The 17,682-nt window shown below is 62.7% G+C and carries 18 protein-coding genes and 2 pseudogenes; 10 read left to right on the plus strand and 10 right to left on the minus strand.

Annotated elements, in window-relative coordinates; translation table 11 throughout:
- The first annotated feature begins 52 nt into the window (after positions 1-52).
- The 5 genes and pseudogenes from BB934_RS36525 (at position 53) to BB934_RS36545 (ending at position 3,167) form a co-directional block, all read left to right on the plus strand.
- Positions 53-577: pseudogene (locus BB934_RS36525) on the plus strand (Hsp20/alpha crystallin family protein).
- Between the two features lie 75 nt (positions 578-652).
- Positions 653-961 (plus strand): hypothetical protein, encoded by a 309-nt coding sequence (locus tag BB934_RS36530; protein WP_099514644.1) that lies wholly within the window; start codon positions 653-655, stop codon positions 959-961.
- A gap of 14 nt (positions 962-975) precedes the next feature.
- Positions 976-1,314, plus strand: coding sequence for a hypothetical protein (locus BB934_RS36535; RefSeq protein WP_099514645.1), 339 nt, complete (start codon positions 976-978; stop codon positions 1,312-1,314).
- Between the two features lie 147 nt (positions 1,315-1,461).
- Entirely contained in the window at positions 1,462-1,878 is a 417-nt protein-coding gene (locus BB934_RS36540; protein ID WP_157934544.1) for a hypothetical protein, read from the plus strand.
- A 164-nt stretch (positions 1,879-2,042) separates the two neighbouring features.
- On the plus strand, positions 2,043-3,167 hold the full coding sequence (locus BB934_RS36545; protein WP_099514647.1) for a Do family serine endopeptidase: 1,125 nt from the start codon (positions 2,043-2,045) through the stop codon (positions 3,165-3,167).
- Positions 3,168-3,636: 469 nt separating this feature from the next.
- Here BB934_RS36545 and BB934_RS36555 read toward each other — a convergent pair whose 3' ends face one another.
- Both BB934_RS36555 and BB934_RS36560 read right to left on the minus strand, forming a co-directional pair.
- Positions 3,637-4,146 (minus strand): response regulator, encoded by a 510-nt coding sequence (locus BB934_RS36555; protein ID WP_099514649.1) that lies wholly within the window; start codon positions 4,144-4,146, stop codon positions 3,637-3,639.
- 304 nt (positions 4,147-4,450) lie between these two features.
- The gene (locus BB934_RS36560) at positions 4,451-5,059 is read right to left on the minus strand and encodes a DUF4142 domain-containing protein (RefSeq protein WP_099514650.1); all 609 of its coding nucleotides are present in this window, start codon (positions 5,057-5,059) and stop codon (positions 4,451-4,453) included.
- 328 nt (positions 5,060-5,387) lie between these two features.
- On the opposite strand from BB934_RS36560, the gene BB934_RS36565 reads away from it, so the two are divergent.
- Together BB934_RS36565 and BB934_RS36570 are read left to right on the plus strand one after the other, a co-directional pair.
- Positions 5,388-5,933 carry a ferritin-like domain-containing protein gene (locus BB934_RS36565; RefSeq protein ID WP_099514868.1) on the plus strand — a complete coding sequence of 182 codons (546 nt, stop codon included), beginning with the start codon at positions 5,388-5,390 and terminating at the stop codon, positions 5,931-5,933.
- A gap of 427 nt (positions 5,934-6,360) precedes the next feature.
- Positions 6,361-6,450: pseudogene (locus tag BB934_RS36570) on the plus strand (IS6 family transposase); the annotation flags it as partial.
- Positions 6,451-7,120: 670 nt separating this feature from the next.
- Here BB934_RS36570 and BB934_RS47870 read toward each other — a convergent pair.
- From BB934_RS47870 to BB934_RS36580, 3 genes are all read right to left on the minus strand, one after another.
- A complete protein-coding gene (locus BB934_RS47870; protein WP_157934546.1) occupies positions 7,121-7,279 on the minus strand; it encodes a hypothetical protein in 159 nt (52 codons plus the stop codon).
- Positions 7,280-7,458: 179 nt separating this feature from the next.
- Positions 7,459-7,668 (minus strand): hypothetical protein, encoded by a 210-nt coding sequence (locus BB934_RS36575; protein WP_099514651.1) that lies wholly within the window; start codon positions 7,666-7,668, stop codon positions 7,459-7,461.
- Between the two features lie 299 nt (positions 7,669-7,967).
- Positions 7,968-8,462 (minus strand): YciE/YciF ferroxidase family protein, encoded by a 495-nt coding sequence (locus BB934_RS36580; protein WP_099514652.1) that lies wholly within the window; start codon positions 8,460-8,462, stop codon positions 7,968-7,970.
- A 486-nt stretch (positions 8,463-8,948) separates the two neighbouring features.
- Between BB934_RS36580 and BB934_RS51235 the strand changes: the two genes are divergently transcribed.
- From BB934_RS51235 to BB934_RS36590, 3 genes are all read left to right on the plus strand, one after another.
- Complete coding sequence (locus BB934_RS51235) at positions 8,949-9,362, plus strand: L,D-transpeptidase family protein (RefSeq protein ID WP_418294802.1); 414 nt, start codon at positions 8,949-8,951, stop codon at positions 9,360-9,362.
- Positions 9,362-10,090, plus strand: a complete 729-nt coding sequence (locus BB934_RS51240) for a hypothetical protein (RefSeq protein ID WP_418294803.1) — start codon at positions 9,362-9,364, stop codon at positions 10,088-10,090. The genes BB934_RS51235 and BB934_RS51240 overlap by 1 nt, the downstream gene beginning before the upstream one ends.
- 280 nt (positions 10,091-10,370) lie before the next feature.
- The gene (locus BB934_RS36590) at positions 10,371-12,287 is read left to right on the plus strand and encodes an adenylate/guanylate cyclase domain-containing protein (RefSeq protein ID WP_099514653.1); all 1,917 of its coding nucleotides are present in this window, start codon (positions 10,371-10,373) and stop codon (positions 12,285-12,287) included.
- A 537-nt stretch (positions 12,288-12,824) separates the two neighbouring features.
- Here BB934_RS36590 and BB934_RS36600 read toward each other — a convergent pair.
- The 5 genes from BB934_RS36600 to BB934_RS36620 all read right to left on the minus strand — a co-directional run bounded on the left by BB934_RS36600 (position 12,825) and on the right by BB934_RS36620 (position 17,641).
- On the minus strand, positions 12,825-13,742 hold the full coding sequence (locus BB934_RS36600) for a succinylglutamate desuccinylase/aspartoacylase family protein (protein ID WP_157934547.1): 918 nt from the start codon (positions 13,740-13,742) through the stop codon (positions 12,825-12,827).
- Between the two features lie 101 nt (positions 13,743-13,843).
- Positions 13,844-14,881: an ABC transporter ATP-binding protein gene (locus tag BB934_RS36605; protein ID WP_099514655.1), complete on the minus strand. Its 1,038-nt coding sequence runs from the start codon at positions 14,879-14,881 to the stop codon at positions 13,844-13,846.
- Positions 14,878-15,873 carry an ABC transporter ATP-binding protein gene (locus BB934_RS36610; RefSeq protein ID WP_099514656.1) on the minus strand — a complete coding sequence of 332 codons (996 nt, stop codon included), beginning with the start codon at positions 15,871-15,873 and terminating at the stop codon, positions 14,878-14,880. Before BB934_RS36610 ends, BB934_RS36605 begins: the two co-directional genes overlap by 4 nt.
- Entirely contained in the window at positions 15,870-16,703 is an 834-nt protein-coding gene (locus tag BB934_RS36615) for an ABC transporter permease (RefSeq protein ID WP_099514657.1), read from the minus strand. Before BB934_RS36615 ends, BB934_RS36610 begins: the two co-directional genes overlap by 4 nt.
- The gene (locus tag BB934_RS36620; RefSeq protein WP_099514658.1) at positions 16,700-17,641 is read right to left on the minus strand and encodes an ABC transporter permease; all 942 of its coding nucleotides are present in this window, start codon (positions 17,639-17,641) and stop codon (positions 16,700-16,702) included. Before BB934_RS36620 ends, BB934_RS36615 begins: the two co-directional genes overlap by 4 nt.
- Positions 17,642-17,682: the final 41 nt, after the last annotated feature.

Genomic DNA, 17,682 nt, shown 5'->3' on the forward strand with positions numbered 1-17,682 from the left:
GGCGCTGGCCTCATCCGCTTGGCGCGGACTGAACAGACAAGGAGGATTCATGATGACCATGCGCGATCTCATTCCCTGGGGTCGCAACCAGCAGACGACCCCGAGCCGCTATCGCGAGGAAGGCGATCCCTTCATGACCCTGCATCGCGAGATGAACCGGCTCTTTGATGACGTCTTCCGCACCTTCGACGTTGCTCCGCTCAGTACGCTCAGTGGCGTGGGCCGCATGGCGGGCTAGCCGAGCGTGGAGGTGAGCGAGACCGACAAGGATGTGCGCATCTCGGCCGAGTTGCCCGGCCTTGAGGAAAAGGACTTCGAGGTCCTGATGGGTGATGGGGTCCTCACCTTCCGCGGCGAGAAGAAGTCCGAGATCGAGGACCAGGACCGCGCCTTCAGCGAGCGGTCCTACGGCCGCTTCGAACGGCGCATCCCGCTCGCTTGGGACGTGGAGGAAGACAAGATCGATGCTGTCTTCAGGAACGGCGTGCTCACCGTCACGATGCCGAAATCGCCGGAGAGCAAGCCGAACGCGAAACGCATCGCCGTCAACCAAAAGGGTGAGGAGACCAAACATTAGCCGCAAGATGGCTGGGTTCGGGCGGGCTGGTCGGCTGCCCGAACCCAACCCTTCGCTCGATGGAGAAAGGAAACCATGGACCAAGTGACCATTGATCTGCAACCCGTCCGTAACCCATCAGGATCGTCCCTTCCACTGAATGCCCACGGGCGCGGCGATCAGCTCAAGGCAGAGATTCGTCCGTTCAGCAACCCGCAGGAGGTTCTGGCGTATCCCCTCTTGGACACCAGCGCGAAGCGGGCAATCCTTGCCGGCTGGGCCTCGGATGCCTGCGCCGTAGAGAACCTGCCAGACTGGCGCAAGCTCCCCGAGACCGGTGCTCTCGTGCCACTGGACGACATTCTCGACGCCCTGCAGGGGCTCGACGGCAGCGCGCTCCATTAAGAGGCGAGGGTGCCATGACCACGTTCAATCCCGGCGACTGGCCCCGGCTGCCCGACTGGCTCGACCCGCACAAGGGCCGCCACAGCCCGCAGGCGATCAACCGAGAAGCGCTCGAGCGCTGCTGCATGGTAGTAGCATTCTGTCTGTGCTTTGCTGCCCTCGCGCCTCCCCACCTGATGCCGGCCGCGTTCGCAGGACTCCTACTCCTGGCAGGTATAACTTCAATCGGCTTTGCGCTCATGCGGGGCGACCGCCCGCTGGCATCGCACCTGACCGCCTGGGACGAGGCGGCGCTTTTGTTCACCGCAAGTCTCGGGCTGCACCTCTGGCTCGGGCCATTCCCCATCAATTGAGACCAACCCAATCATCGAAAGATCTGCACCTGGAGGAGTGCAATGGAGCAGCAAACGATCAGAACTGGATACACTCGATTCCCATCGCCGTTTCTGGCCCGAGAACAATCCTGGCTCGTGAGAGATGGAAAGGGCGATTCCACCCATTTGCCTGACGTCTCAGATCTCCCTGCCGACGAGTGGGCAGCAGGAGCCGGTCCTGCCGAGATCGTGCCGTGGGCGTTCTGGCTGCGCGACCGCTACAGTCACCGCCATGCACTCTTCCTGCCGGATCTCGAACGCGCTTTCGTCAACCCAGCCTCCGTCTTCGACACGCCGCACGACGTCGTGCGCCATCCGCTGCTGACGATCGACTGCAAGCGGGAAATCCTCGTTCGCTGGGCGTGGGACGAGTATCTGCTCGATCTTGCCGATGCCGAGGGCATGCCAGGAGGCGAGCCCTCGCAGCTGGACGAGGTTAGGGCGGCCCTGCGGCTGGTCAACACAGAGCGCAGCCCTGACCCGGCGGCGCCCGCAGCCTTCATCGTCCCCTACCACTGGGATGAGAGAGCCCTTGCAGCTTAGGGTCGGAGACCCTGGACAGGAACCCATTTCGCTTCTCCGCGGGCTTCGGCCGTACCCGAGAGCGAATCCCTTGTCCTGGGACCAACTCCCATCGAAGGAGCGCACTGTTTAGCCGGGGCTTGGACAGAACAGATCAGCAAGAGTGCTTGCAAGGAGATCCTGTGATGATCGCACATGACGGACGCAAGGTTCTCAATCTCCAGCGCCTGACTGCAGCGGCGATCCTCGCCTGTGCTTCAACCCTCGCGCCTGTGCCTGGTTGGGCGACGCTGCCGGATCCGCAGAAGGCAACTGTCGCTCCCCTCGTGCGGGCCGTCACCCCGGGGGTGGTCAACATTGCGACGCGGGTGGTGGAGACTGTCGATAATCCACTGCTGCAGGATCCGCAGTTCCGCCAGCTGTTCGGCATTCCCGATGAGGCCGTCCGGCGCGAGACGCACGCGGCGGGTTCAGGCGTGATCGTCGACGCGGAGCGCGGCTACGTGCTGACCAACAACCACGTGATCGAGAAAGCCGCCGCGATCGAGGTTACGACCAAGGACAACCGGCGCTTCCCGGCCGACCTGATCGGCCGGGATCCCGACACCGACATCGCCGTTCTGCGGATCAAGTCCGATCACCTCACGCCCGTGCCGCTCGGCGACAGCGATCGCCTGGAAGTGGGGGATTTCGTGCTGGCCATCGGCAATCCCTTCGGGCTGGGACAGACGGTCACATCCGGGATCGTGTCGGCCCTCGGGCGCACGGGCCTCGGCATCGAAGGCTACGAGGACTTCATCCAGACGGACGCCTCCATCAACCCAGGTAACTCCGGTGGGGCGCTTGTGACCCTCGACGGCCGGCTCATCGGGATCAACACGGCTATCCTGTCGCGCACGGGCGGCAATGTCGGCATCGGCTTTGCGGTGCCGATCAACATGGTCCGGCGCGTCATGGACCAGATCATCGCGCATGGTGAGGTGCGGCGCGGGCGGATCGGGGTCGCAATCCAGGATCTGACGCCCGATCTCGCCGAGGCACTGGGCTCGCGCTCGGGCCAGGGTGCCGTGATCGGCAGCATCGAGCCAGGCTCGCCTGCTGCCCGGGCTGGCCTCGTCAAAGGCGATGTGGTCACCGCTGTGGATGGGATTGCCATCAAGAGCGCAGTGCAATTGCGCAATGCGATTGGCCTGACGCCCGTCGGTCAGGAGGTTGAGCTCACCCATGAGCGCAAAGGCAGCCGGGCCACGACACGGGTCCGGATCGAACCAGGAGAGAGGACAGCGGCAGGGCGGATGGGGCGCCCGTGAGGCCTGCGTCCAGCTGCTCTGGGCTCGGATGGTCAGCGGTCCCACTTGTCTCTGCCGCTGCGACGCCCAAAACGCGTTAATGGGATGTTCCTCGACCAGTATCCCGATCAGACGAAGCAACTCCTGATGCTCCGATCGCTGTCCCGAACTCAGGAAGGTTCCAATCTCGATGTGGGCGACATGACCTCCGAAGGCCATGTCGCCTCGTGTCTGATGAACACCTCACCCGAGACATCGCGGATCAGGTACCAGCGATCACTGTTGGGATTGCTGTAAAGCTACGAGCCTTCTCATGCATCATGCTCCGGTTCTCACGAGAAACGGCCGGGCAACAGCGCACAAGCATGCGGATGATAGAATGAGAAGTCATTCGGAACCAGATTCAGCATGTCAACTGTGGCGTTGATGACCTGTCATCAGGCGCCACTGGGAGGTCTGACGACACTTGTCGCAACTTATGTATTAACCGCTATGCTGGATCATCGCTGCCGGTAACAGGTTTCTGCATAGCTTGGGATCGGCTGTAAGGGTGACGATCAAGATGAAGAGGAGGCGCGGATGATGCCTGTCCCGACACGGCCATGAGGGTCTTCAACACCACCTTCAACAAGTCATTCCGACTTGTTGGCTTATCGAGCCATGGCACACCCTGAAGCTCAGCGGGGATGCCTTGGCGCGGAGAGTAGCCGGAGTAGATGACGAGTGGGGTGGCGTGTCGATTGAGTTCTCCCACCAGCTCTGTGGCGGGCCCATCCTTGAGCATAAAGTCAACAATAGCGATGTCGGCTGCGTTGGCCTCCAGCCAGCTTCGTGCCTCAGCCAAGGAACCAACAGTCGCTACAGCAATGCCGGCCTCCTCCAGGTAGGTCTCGATCGACATAGCAATGAGTGTGTGATCTTCGACGACCAAGCAACGGGGCTGATCTGCGACGTCTCCGCTCATGACCGGCTGGGTAGAGGAGGCCAGGGACGCTGGCATTCACTTAAGTTGGTCCGCGCGGTATGACGCACTTGGCAAAAGGAGTAATCTGCGACATTCGCGGATAGGACTTCAACCCCTCAGGGCGTAGCCATCTGCCCGCCGCCAGACAGCGCCGCGCGGTCCCGATCGTTTGGCTCTGCACCGAGCCGATCGGGACTGCAAGAAAAAGCACAACAAGCTGGCCCAGGGTTTCAACGGCATCTTCAGACTGAAGGGCGGATTGTCGCCCATCGAAGGCCGGTCAAGTGAGTCGACCAGTGCCCGGTGAGGTGCACTTCACCCACCACGCGTGCCAAAAGGATCACTTCATCTTGCTTTGAATATCCTCCAACAAGGCAATGTGTTCGGTGATCATGCCGCGAGCCAGTTTCGCGACGTTCACATGTTCGCGGTTCTGAGGATTGCTTTGCAAATACTGCGTCTGCACCTGCAGCAGACCCTTGTGTCCCTCCATTTGTCCCTGAAGATACTGATGATCGAAGACTTCACCCGATTGGGTGTTCTGAAGTTTCTGGATCATCTCCCGGCTTTTAGCATCGATTTGCACGGGTGGCGCGGCGGCGGCTGATCCAGCACTTGGTTGAGCCGCCGATCCAGTCGCGGCAGGCTCCAGCATGGACCGCAGGACCTCGGCGAGAGTGGTCTGCTCCTGCACCTCGAAGGTAGCAAACTGCTTCAAATCGGCATTCTTCGCCTTCTGCTGCGCGATTTGGCTGGTTTCAAGGGCCACCATGCCCAGCTGCATGTGCTGCATGTCAGCCTGCGTCATCGGCTGCCCGCCCATGCTGCCCGCGCCGGAGGTTGCCCCGGTTGTACCCGGTTGTCTGGTAGCTGGGGATCCGCTGGTCTGCGCTAGGGTGGGGGCAGTGATTGCGGCAGTCAAACCTGCCAAGACAAGGCGGCGATCCATGGTATGTCTCCTGCCGTGGTTACGGCACCTAACAGAGCTTACGTTCTGCGTGCGGCGGGATACCAACGCGGCAGAGCCGATTTTGTTAGGATCGTCGCAGAACGATTGTGATCATGAGTGCGCCACGGGGACGATAATCTGCTCCTGATCTATTAGAGCCAATCCGATTGTCGCCTGATCCGAGGCTCCGCCAGAACTCTCACGCTCCTCGCTATTATCCAATCTCGATAAATGCTTGTGCCGGATCGTGTCCCCAGAGCGAGCCGGCATGGAACAAGTGTTTCCGGCCATAGTTGGAGTCCGGAATCGTGAGATAAGGATGTTCATTATGACCGTTGCTACATCAGGCAACACTGATCTGACCCATTCCGAAAGCATCAAGACTATTTTCATCACCGGCCTTCAGAATGCTCATGCTCTTGAGAAGGAAGCGGTCCAGCTCATGCAACGCCAGCTTGAGCGCTTCGAAAACTATCCTGAGATGTCGCAGCTCCTGCAGCAGCACCTTCGCGAAACGGAAGGGCAGATCCGCCGTCTCGATGACATCCTGCACACTTTCGGAGAGGACCGCTCGCTTTTGAAGGACATGGCGACCCAGTTCATGGCCAACATGGCAGCGGTCGGGCACATGCCGATGGCCGACGAGGTTCTCAAGAACACTTTCGCCAACCATGCTTTCGAGAATTTCGAGATTGCTTCCTACAAGTCCCTGATCGTCATGGCCGAGGCTGCCGGCCATCAGAAGTTTGTGCCGGCTCTCGAAGAAACGCTCCGGGAGGAGGAAAAGACGGCTCAAGCAATCTATGGCATGATCGAGCCAATCACGCGGAGATACTTGGAGCGTGAAGCGCAAGGGTTGAAGGCTGATCGATAAGAGCCTTTAACTTTTTTGGAGGTTTTAGAAATGTGGCAGCGCTCTCTCCAGAACGGCGACGATGAATGTGGGTCCTTGTTGTATAGACAGGTTTCAGGCGAAACTAACCTGGATCAAAGACGGACATTCATGTGGATGCCATAAGCGATTGATTATCAGCAAACGATCATAGGCGCTGATACCTGAGAGAGACGTGTGCTCCCGCCTGTAACTGCCGGAGTGTCACGTGCACGCTTCTTTCCCCTCTCAAGACAATCCGCTCATCCGCAAGAGCGAGAGCATCTTTGCGCTCAACGATGACGAGCGCCGGGCCCTTGAGAAGCTGCCGATGCAGCTTGCCAAATTACACGTTCAATTATTTCTTTATGCCAGAATAGTAGCGGCGGGTGATGTCACATTAACCCGAGGGTGGGAGCGATGGACGGGCATAATCAAGCCCGTCAGCTACAAACGCCATAGCTTTCCGCCTGAGATCATCGCCCACGCATTCTGGTTGTACTTTCGTTTTCCACTAAGCCGGCTCCTGGGAGACGCAAGAAGCCAATCCGGACGATGCGGTCCTGCCGGCAGACAAACTACCGTTCGTAGCGACGTCAAACGCCTCGATGTTCGTGTTCGACCTCAGGAATGACTCACCGATCGTGAAGAAACTCACTGGAGGCCCGTTGAAGGGGTATACGTTCATCCCTGCAGGGTGCTAGGAATGATTCGTTGGCTCTGGTGTGCCCGAGTAGAGAGCGAACCTCTAGTACCTAAGGGTGAGCGGACCTTCCGACGGAGAGGCCATGGGCTCCTCTTGACCGAGAGTGTGTCAAAACTCTTACAAGCCCCGCCTCGACGAACTATTCGGACAAGTTCACTCTCATCTACCGGGGATTTCCCGGTCTATCAGGGCTTGCAAGAAATCTAATTGCTCCACGGAGCGGCCCGTTTGCGTTTTGACACACTCTCGACCCTGAGCTGACCGTTAGAGGTCACGACGCATCGTGGAACAGGTCCATTCCTGCCGAGGCCGACGGAACGGGCCGATCGTACGGGCATCATTGCCTTGTCTGATGCCGACTCTATGTGCCGATGGCAGGGGACGCTGGCGTACAGCTTCAACGGAATCACACCATGAGCATCTTCAGCAGGAGCAAGGACGCAATCCTCGGATCCGCGGCGGCGCAGTGATCCCCTGAGGCGGGCTACTCCTGCCACGGCTCCACAAGCCGGGTGTCGTTCGGACGCACCTCCAGGCGGTACGCAACCTCCTCCCCGGTGACGGCGGTCGCGGCAGGACCGCAGATGACCTTGAACGCCGTGTCTCGGTCACCGGAACCGACCTCCGTGACCCTCGTGGCCATGGGACAGGCGAACCCGCCGTCCCTGACCCAGAGGCGTATCGCTCCAGGAGTTCGAGGGTCCAAACATCACTCTGGGCAGCGGAGATCCCGGGAAACAGGGCTGCCATGACGGCCATGCGCATCGGGATCATCTCGCCGATCGTTCCTGGTTCGGATGATGCGCCGGGGGCGGAGCCTGTTCAGCCGTTCGCTTGCGAGGACGCGGATGCCGGCACGATGTCGGCTTCACGTACAACGCGCTGGACCGGCCCTGCCGCTGCCTTGATCCGGTAGAGGGGCTCGTCGTCCGATCCGGAGGGCAGAAGACCCAGGATCTCGTAGATCCCGGTATTCTCGCGAAGGCGTTCCCGTGGCCGCACGAGCTGGCCGATCCCAAATCTGTGCGTCATGGCGTCTGTTCCTCATCCGTGAGCGCGGCTCTTCTGCGATGGCCCGCCCGATGCCGAAACAACCGTGTCGCTTGGCCCCTCGTTCCAACGGATGCCGCAGGGCGCCCGTGCCATGATGCGGCCGCCTGACGGATCTGCGAGCCCGGCCTCGAGGCCGGGGCCAAGGTCATAGGAGCAGGGCTGCATCGCAGGTCCGACATGAGTGGGGATGGTCTCGTGCGGAGTCGACGAACACGGCCCTGTCCCTTGGCCAGGTTAAACCCCAACGTCGGATGGCCCACGTCGGCGGCGGGCGAGGCCTACGCCGCCTTGACGTTGACCCGGGCCTCGGCCAGTCGGGAGAGAAGGGCGTCCGTTTCCTTCTCCTCCTGAAGGGTCTGATCGAGCAGCGTCGCGGCCTCGGTCAGCCCGAGCTCCTGGGCCCAGGTTTTGAGTGTGCCATAGCGGGTGATCTCGTAATGCTCGACCGCCTGGGCCGCGGACAGGATGCCGGCATCGAGAGCCGGACTGTCGGCGAAGTCCTCCATGATCTCGGTGCCCTCGTCGATGATCCCCTTGATCGCCTCGCAGGGCACGCCGCGCGCGGGCTTACCAAGGAGCTCGAAGATCTGCTCGAGGCGCTCGATCTGCCCTTGCGTCTGCTCGCGATGGGTCTGGAAGGCGGCCTTGAGCTCGTCCGACTCTGCGCCCTTGGCCATCTTCGGCAGGGCCTTCAGGATCTGCTTCTCGGCGTAGTAGATGTCCTTCAGGGTGTGAAGGAAGAGGTCGTCGAGCGTCTTCTGTTTTGCGGCCATGAAAGGTTCTCCTGGCTTCGGGTCAAAGGGTGCAAGGCATTGATGCGGCGACTAACGGCACGGCATCACCGAAGTTCCAAAGCGGAATGTGGACAAGCCGGAGGCAGGTGAGCCGATGCCCCGCGACCGCCGGGTGCGTGGATCCGGACAGCATTGGGATCCGGGAACCCGGGGCTGCCGATCCCGGTTACTTCAATGGCCAAGGCTGGCCCGTTGCCTGCATTCCGGAGCCGACACCGGCGCCACGGTGCTGGTGACCGCCAACGCTATGCGCCTGCTCGGGGCCGGGGAACGGGAGTGATGCCGTCGCTTCGGCTGTGTGGATCACGGGAATGCGCGCCGCATGCCTCAATCCTGCCGGACTTGACGGCAAGCTCTGATCCGACTTGGCCGAACCTGCGGTAGGCAGGCTCGACGCCGACGGTCAAACGAAACGGGGAACTGTCCGGCGCGACGTTCGGGCAGACAGAATGCGGGGATCCCCTGATGAAGCGTATCGCATTGGCTGCGGGCCTCGTGCTCGCGCTCGCCGCCTGCCAAGGCCAGAACATGTCCACGCGCCACCTGGCGCCGATCCCGCCCGCCACCATGGCGCTGATGGAATCGAAGGGCATGTCGCAGAACGACCCGATCCTGATGCGATCCTACAAGAAGGAATCCGAGATCGAGGTCTGGAAGCGGGGCCGCGACGGTCGGTACGCGCTCCTCAAGACCTACCCGATGTGCCGCTGGTCGGGCCAGCTCGGGCCGAAGATCCGCGAGGGTGACCGTCAGGCGCCGGAGGGCTTCTACACGATCACTCCCGCGCAGATGAACCCGAACTCGCAGCTCTACTCTCGTTCAACCTCGGTTACCCAAACGAGTACGATCGCGCGCATGGCCGGACGGGAGCGCACCTGATGGTGCACGGCTCGTGCTCGTCGAGCGGCTGCTTCGGCATGACGGACGTGGCGATCTCAGAGGTCTATGCGCTTGCCCGCGATGCCTTCGCCGGCGGCCAGCGCGGCTTCCAGTTTCAGTCGTATCCGTTCCGGATGACGGCTGAGAACCTCGCCAAGCATCGCCTCGATCCGAACATCGCCTTCTGGCGGAACCTCAAGGAGGGCTCCGACTACTTCGAGATCGCCAAGGACGAGCCGCGCGTGTCCGGCGCCAGCGGGCAGTATGCCTTCAGCGGCGATGCCTCGGTCATGGCCGCCGTCGCGCAGAAGGGGCAGACTGACGATCGGCGGGTGACTGCGTTGGCGGCCAATGGCGTGCAGCCTGTCAATCTGGTCTATGCCGACGGCGGGCAGCACCAGAGCTTCCGGCAGGCGCTGTCCGGCGATGCCGAGGAGGGCGGCTCGCTGGCGGTCGACGCCAACGCCCGCAAACGCCTCGGCGACATCAGCCGCCCTGAGGCCCTGGCCACCGGGCCGCAGGAGGTCGTTCTCACGGCGAACGGGAAGCCGCGGCAAACGCCCACTTCCACGATCTCCTACGCGTCGCAGGCCCCAACGAGTCCTATGCGGACCGGCGCAGGTATCCCGCAGACCGTATCGGCGCCTTCGGCGAGGGCGGTGCCCGAACCGACGGGAGGCGACGGGGGCTCGGTGCTCAAGCGCTTCCGAGGGCTGTTCGGCGGGTAGAGACTGCGGGGCGGCGACGGCAATGCCCCACCGCTCCCGTTCGATGCGCAGGGACATCCGACCCTGAAGCACAATCGCCTGGTGCGCCGCACGTCCGGAAATGGTGCCGAGTCCCTCGCGGATCATGAGCCAGTCCTGAGAGGCCCTGCGGTTGGGCCGTCGCTGCGGGATTGCCACCGTGGTATGATGACCAGGCAGTGTTGCGACGTTGCCTTGGTTGAATGACTGGGCGGCCGACTGCCCGGCTTCAGCCGGCAGATCTCCTCATGGAGAACCAGCCATGGCGACAGCATGGGTTGAGCGCCGGTTGGTGGCGATCCTGGCGGCGGACGTCGTCGGGTACTCCCATCTCGTGGAAATGGACGAAGCCGGGACCCTTGCTGCCCTAAAAGCCTTGCGGCGCGAGGTCATCGATCCGCTCCTGGCCGAGCATCACGGCCGCATCGTCAAGCTGATGGGCGACGGAGCGCTCGCCGAGTTCGGCTCGGTGGTGGACGCGGTGGCCTGTGCCGTGGCGGTGCAGAAGGGAGTGGCGGATCGCCAGGATGGCGTCCTGCCAGAGCGCCGGATCGTCTTCCGCATCGGGATCAACCTTGGCGATGTCGTGGTTGAGGGGGACGACCTGCTCGGCGACGGTGTGAACATCGCGGCGCGGCTGGAACAGATCTGCGAACCCGGCGGTGTGCTGATCTCCGGCACGGCCTATGACCACCTTCAGGGCAAGATCGACCTGCTGATCGAGTTTGCGGGCGAGCAGCGGGTCAAGAACATCGAGCGCCCGATCCGGACATACCGGATCCGACGCGGGACATCATTGCCAGGAGTGCTTTCCTTCAGATTGCTGACACGGCGCGGGCTCGCTGCGGCCGCCGCCATCCTGCTGCTCACAGGGGGCGCCGTGGGCTGGTGGCTCTGGCCTGCCGCGCCCGCCTATGCCAGCAAACCGTCCATCGCGGTGCTGCCGTTCAACAATCTCGGTGGCGACGAGGCCACGACCCGTCTGGCCGATGGAATCACCGAGGACATCATCACCGATCTTGCCCGCTTTCCCGAATTCGAGGTCGTCTCCCGCAACTCGACCGGGATCTACAGGGGCAAGGCCGTGGATGTGCGTCAGGTCGGAAAGGACCTTGGGGTCGGCTACGTGCTGGAGGGCTCCTTCCAGCGTGAGGGTGAGCGCCTGCGCGCGACCGTGCAGCTCATCGACGCGAAGACCGGAACCCACCTCTGGTCGAACCGGTGGGACCGCGCGGTCGAGGAAGTGTTTGCTTTGCAGACCGACCTTGCCGAGCAGGTCGCCAACCGGCTCGGCAGCGGGGCGGGGCTCATCCAGGAAGCGGGGCGCAAGGCGGCGAAGCGCAAGCGGCCCGACAACCTTGGCGCGTATGAGCTTTACCTGCTCGGCACGGAAAGGCTCGAGCAGTCCACCAAGGACAGCAACGATGATGCCGTCCGGCTGCTCAGGCAGGCCGTGACGCTGGACCCGACACTCGCTCGGGCCTGGATCGAGCTCTCCTGGGCCTATCTCGGCACGGTCGGTTTCGGTGCGGACGAGACCACGGGGCGGCGTGCAGCACGCGATGCAGCCGAGCGCGCTGTGGCGCTCGACCCCAGCGATGCGGAGGCGCATGCGGCCATGGGTAACGCCTTCGGTCAGGCGGGTGACTTCGTGCGGGCCGAGGCCGAGTACGAGGAGTCGCTTCGTCTCAATCCGGGCTCGGCGGAGATCCTGACCTTCTACGCCGGCTGGGCCAGCAGCTTCGGCAAGCCGGAGCGCGGCGCCGAGGCCGCCGACCGGGCCATCCGGCTCAACCCGCACCACCTGCCATGGCACGCGAGCCAATTCAGCTATGCCTACTTCAATGCGGGGCGATATGACGATGCGTTGCACATGATCGAGCGGCGGACGCCGGATCAGTGGAGCCGCGGCTTTTCGGTTCGGCGAGCCGCGGTGTTCGCTGCCCTCGGCCGGATAGACGAGGCGAATGCCGCCGTCGCGGAGACGCTCAAGCGCTTCCCAGGCATCACGATCCAGGGCTATGTCAGCACGCCGGACTGGAGCGAGGCCGAGCGCCAGCGCCTCATCGAGACGATGCGCAAAGCCGGCTTTCCCGCCTGCGCGCCGCCCGAGACGTTGGCGAAGCTGGTCAAGCCCGTCAGCCTTCCCGAATGCACGCAGCCAAGAGCTGCGAACTAGCACTGATACCTCTCGGCCGAGATGACATGGCTGGTTGCACGAGGACGCTGTGCGGGCTTTGTTGGTCGCGATGCTGCTTGTGACGGGTGCCACCGCTGTCGCTCTCGTTCTGTAATGGCACTCCTCAGATGAATGAACTTGGTTGGCATCGCCAGTCAGAGCTGAAGCTCCCTGGCAGAAGAGGTCCGGGTACACTCGACAAGCCCTCATAGAGGGCGCCATCAGCCGGCTGAAACGGGTGCTTGGGAATGCATTGCGCTCTCGGACGGATCGGCGTCGCAGGACAGAGGTCACCATCGCCGTTCAGGCCTTGAACGGGATGCTTGAGCTTGGACGCCCGAAGTCCGTTCGCATCGCCTAAACTAACGGCATTGGGTGGGCTCAATACGTTCACCAACCGATCCGTGCAACACAGCCAGCAGTTGGCGACATGAGTGAGGATGCTGCCGTTCGGAAGCCCCTGAGCCATGCAATATGTGCGGTTGCAGAAAGCGTAACGTTTACGTTGAGCTTTGGACTTGTGGGCAAACCGGCAGTTTAGACCGCTGCGGCAATGCCGATTAGCGCCTCGCCCTCGTTCACCGACAGACTCGTCAACTGGTAGAGTACAAAGCCGTCCACTGGAGACGTGATTGTACTGAGAACATTGCCGAACACGTCACGAACTTCGCCTACGGATTGGTCTGTTGCGACTTTATCCCCCAGTTGGTGTCGGGGATACCATAGACCCTGGACCGCAGAGCACGGAACGGTCATCGTCACGATGGAAGAGGCAGCAGGTTCGGGGGCTGTTCCCCTCATGCCAAGCATGTGCATGACCTGATGTATGCCTGCCGTAAGCATAGCGACACTCTCGTCATTCCACAGGCCGTTGCCACTCACTTCGGCAATGATTCCCGGCACGCCCAGTTCCGCGGCCGCCGAGATTGTCCGGCCCGTGCCGCGGCTCGACACGATGATCGGCAGGCCGAAGGCCCGGGCTATGGCTTCCGCGCGCTCGTCGCCGCGGGTAAAAATCGAGAAAGGCATCAGTTCTTCGTTAAGATCGCCGCCATGGAGATCGAGATAGGCGTTGGCCAGCGGGAATACCGATCCGACCAGCCAAGCCGCCAGGCGTTCACTTGCAGTGCCGTCGACATGGCCGGGAAAGACGCGGTTGAGATTTTTGCCGTCCTCCGGCACCACATAGATGCTGCGCTTGCGGAAGCCCTGGACATTGAGGATCGGGAGCACAAGCAGCGTTCCCCGGATCTCCTCCGGCGGGAGTTTGAGAAGGCGGAGCGCCGCCTCTATGGAACAGAATTCGGAGCCGTGTACGCCAGCCGTCACGAGAAGACACGGTCCATCCTGCGCGCCTTCGATGATTCCAAACGGCAGCTCGAGATCGGGATATGGACGGACGAAACCCTGCTCAATGCGTGCCTTGCCGGTGCGGAGGATGGGGAGCGCGCTCATGACAGCTCTCGTGTGTGATCGATGTGAGTGAAAGCGGGTGCAGACACAGTGCGGCCCGCAGAGGGTCGTCATGCTTCTGAGACAGGTCGTCGAAACGGGGCTCATGGCAGTGAGATGTCCTGGCGGGAGAGATCGGCGGGCGCTTCGACGGGGGCTGCGAAGTGGCAGGCTGCCGGCCAGTGGCCACCCCGCAACTCCAGCTCTGGCACCTCCTGTCGGCAGATCGCCTGCGCCATGGGACAGCGCGGATGGAACGGACATCCGGGTGGCGGGGCGAGCGGGCTCGGAAGCTCGCCCTGGACGGCGGTCGCGCCCGAGCGGCGACCCGGCACGAGTCTGGGCACAGCGGCGAGAAGCGCACGGGTATAGGGGTGCCGCGCGGAGGCGAAGATGTCCTCCGTCGGCCCGATTTCCATGATGGCCCCGAGGTACATGACGGCGATCCGGTGGGCGATGTGATGGACGAGGCGCAGGTCATGCGTGATGAAAATCAGCGCAAGCCCAAGCTCGTTCTGCAACTCCAGAAGCAGGTTCACGATCTGGGCCTGGACCGAGACGTCGAGCGCGGAGACCGGCTCGTCGGCGATGATGATTTCTGGCTCCACCGCCAGGGCACGCGCGATGCCGATGCGTTGGCGCTGGCCGCCGGAAAACTCGTGCGGGTAGCGGTCCGCCGCTTCGCGAGGCAGATGGACGAGGTCCAAGAGGCGATCCACGCGTGCGTTGATTTCTGACGCCGGAACAATTCTATGGACCGAGAGAGCCTCCGCGAGACATTGGCGGACCGTCAGACGCGGGTTGAGCGAACTGTAGGGATCCTGAAAAATCATCTGGACCCGACGGTTATACGTCCGCCGCTCGGGGCCCGATAAGGCGAGCACGTCCTGCTCGTTGAAGGTCAGAGTGCCGCTGTCAGGCTCGTGAAGCCGCACCAAGCATCGTGCGAGCGTCGACTTTCCGCATCCAGACTCGCCCACGATCCCGAGCGTTTCGCCGCGCCGGACATCGAAGCTGACGCCATTGACGGCCCGGAGCAGCCGCTTGGGGCGCCGTTGCAGAACATCCTGCAAGGTTCGTTGCAAGGAGAAGGATTTTCTCAGGCTCTGAGCCCGCAGGAGAATGTCGCCGGGTGTGCTCATACAGGGACGATCCGACTCGGCAGACGATGGGCGGCCGTACAGGCTGAGACATGGCCGGGCGCGACCGGGACGAGAGGCGGCTGCACCTCGCAGGGAGGAGTCGCCCATGTGCAGCGTGGAATGAAAGGGCAGCCCGGGATGGGCCGGTCCAATCGGGGCGGCTGTCCAGGGATGGGCTTCAGGGCGACCCGGGCCGCGGTGCTGTCTGGCATAGAGTTCAGCAAGGCGTGAGTGTAGGCGTGGCGTGGATGATGAAAGAGGGCTTCGACCGGGCCTGCCTCTGCGATCCGTCCCGCATACATGACCGCGACCTGGCTGCAGGTCTCGGCGACAACGCCGAGATCGTGCGTCACGAGGATCATGGCCATACCCAGCTCATCGACGAGCCGGAGGAGAAGCTTGAGGATCTGATCTTGGATCGTGACGTCAAGGGCCGTTGTCGGCTCGTCTGCGAGAAGGAGCTTGGGTTCTGCCGCCAGCGCGATGGCGATCATGGCGCGCTGGCGCATCCCGCCCGAAAATTCGTGCGGGTAGTTGCCCAGTCGTTCCGCCGCCGACGGAATGCCGACGAGGCCCAGAAGCTCGATTGCCCGCTTGCGCCGTGCCGCGCGGCTCAAGCTCGTGTGAGCGACGAGCGCTTCGTCGATCTGAAGCCCGATGGGAAGGACGGGATTCAGCGCGGTCATCGGCTCCTGAAAGATCATGGCGATCTCGGCGCCACGCACGGCGTGAAGACGCGTCTCAGGCATATGCAGCAGATCCTCGCCGCGCCAGAACACCTGGCCCTTCACACGTGCGTTCGGGTGCAGGATCCTGGTGATCGATCGGAGCGTGACGCTCTTGCCGGATCCCGACTCGCCAACCAGTCCGAGGACCTCGCCCGTCCTGACCTCGAGATCGACGCCGTCCACAGCCCTGATGGAGCCGCGGCTCGTCTCGAACGAGACGTGCAGGCCGCTGACACGGAGCAGGGGTTCAACGCCGACCATCATCGCTTCACGTCGAGAAGATCGGCGAGTCCGTCGCCGGTGAGACTGAATCCAAGCCCGCAGACCACGACCGCGAGGCCGGGGAAGAAGCACATCCACGGTGCCTGGGTGAAGAAGTTCTTGCCATCCGCCACGAGCACGCCCCATTCGGCTGTCGGAGGCTGCGCTCCCAGGCCGAGATAACCGAGGCTCGATCCCAGCAGGATCGCGAGGGCCATGTCGGTGACCCAGTAGACGATCACGGGGCGGATCGCATTCGGCAGGATATGGCGAAACAGGATGCGCGGCACGCTGTAGCCGAGCACGCGGGCTGCCGCCACGTACTCGTTCTGGCGCTGCACCAGGACCTCGGCCCGCATAAGTCGGGCGTAAAACACCCAGCCCACCACGCCGATGGCGATGTACATGTTGATGAGGCCCGGCCCGAGCACCGCCACGATGGCGATGACGAGAACGAGAAACGGGAACGTCACCACGAGATCCACGATCCGGCCGAAGATGGCATCCGGCACGCCGCCGAAATAGCCGACCAAGAGACCGACGAGGCTGCCCACGATGATGGGGCCGATGGTGGCGAAGAAGGCGATCTGCAGATCGATCTGAGAGGCCGCGATGACGCGCGAGAGAATATCGCGCCCGAACTGATCGGTGCCGAAGGGATGTGCCCATGTCGGGGGCTGCAGCAGAGCCGCGAAATCGAAGGCCAGAGGGTCATAAGGCGCCACCAGCTGCGGTGCCACGGCGCAAAGCAGAACGAGGAAAAGGATTACGAACCCGACGATGGCCGAGGCCGGTGGGCGCTTGAGGCGCCGCGAGAGCGTTGCGGCGATCATGAGCGGCCCACCCTGGGATCCAGCCACATCTGGATGATGTCGGTGACGAGAAAAGCAATGGAGACCAGGAGCGCGAGGACGAGGGTCAGGCTCTGGATCACCGGGTAGTCCCTGGCGAAGATGCTGTCGACCATCAGGCGTCCGACACCCGGCACGGCAAAGACGCTCTCCGTGATGACGGCGCCGCCGAGGAGCTGGCCGATATGGAGGCCGATGAGGGTGACGGTGGCGATCAGGGCATTGCGCATCACGTGCCGGAACAGGATGATGCGGCCTGAAAGGCCCTTGGCCTTGGCGAAATCCACGAACTCCGCCCGCAGTACCTGCAGAATGGAGGCCCGCAGGCTGCGCATGATCACGGCGGCGAAGCTCAGAGCCAGCGTCAGGGCTGGTAAGAAAAGATGGTGCAGGTTGTCGAGGAAACCCTCCCCATAGCCGCCGACGGGGAAGATATGCAACCAGGCAGCGAACACCGTGAGCAGAACCAGTCCGACAAAGAATATGGGTGACGAAAGCCCCACCTGAAAAACGGAGCGGATCAGGAGGTCCGGCCAGCGGTTGGCCTGCAGGGCAGCGCAAAAGGCCAGGGGCACGGACAGAATGATTGCGATCAGCGTCGCCAGCCCGGTCAGCATGAGCGTAACCGGGAGCCGCTCGGCAATGAGGCTGGTCACAGGAACACGAAAGGCCAGGGATGTGCCGAACTCGCCGCGCCCGATGGCCTGCAGAAACGCGATGAACTGGGCAAAGATCGACTGATCCAGACCGAGCTGGCGCGTCAGTCGTTGGATGGCTTCATCGGTGGCCCTGTCGCCGAGCATGGCGGAGACGGAGTCGCCAGGCAGCAAGCGGGCAATGATGAATACGGCGACCCCGATCAGCAACAGGGTTGGGATCATCTGCAGCAAACGGGTCGCAACGTAAGTCGCTCTATGCACCGGGACCTCCGCCTCCGGAAGGGTTGGCCCGAGTCCCTGAC

Origin of the sequence: Microvirga ossetica (assembly GCF_002741015.1) — a bacterium.
Lineage (GTDB): Bacteria > Pseudomonadota > Alphaproteobacteria > Rhizobiales > Beijerinckiaceae > Microvirga > Microvirga ossetica.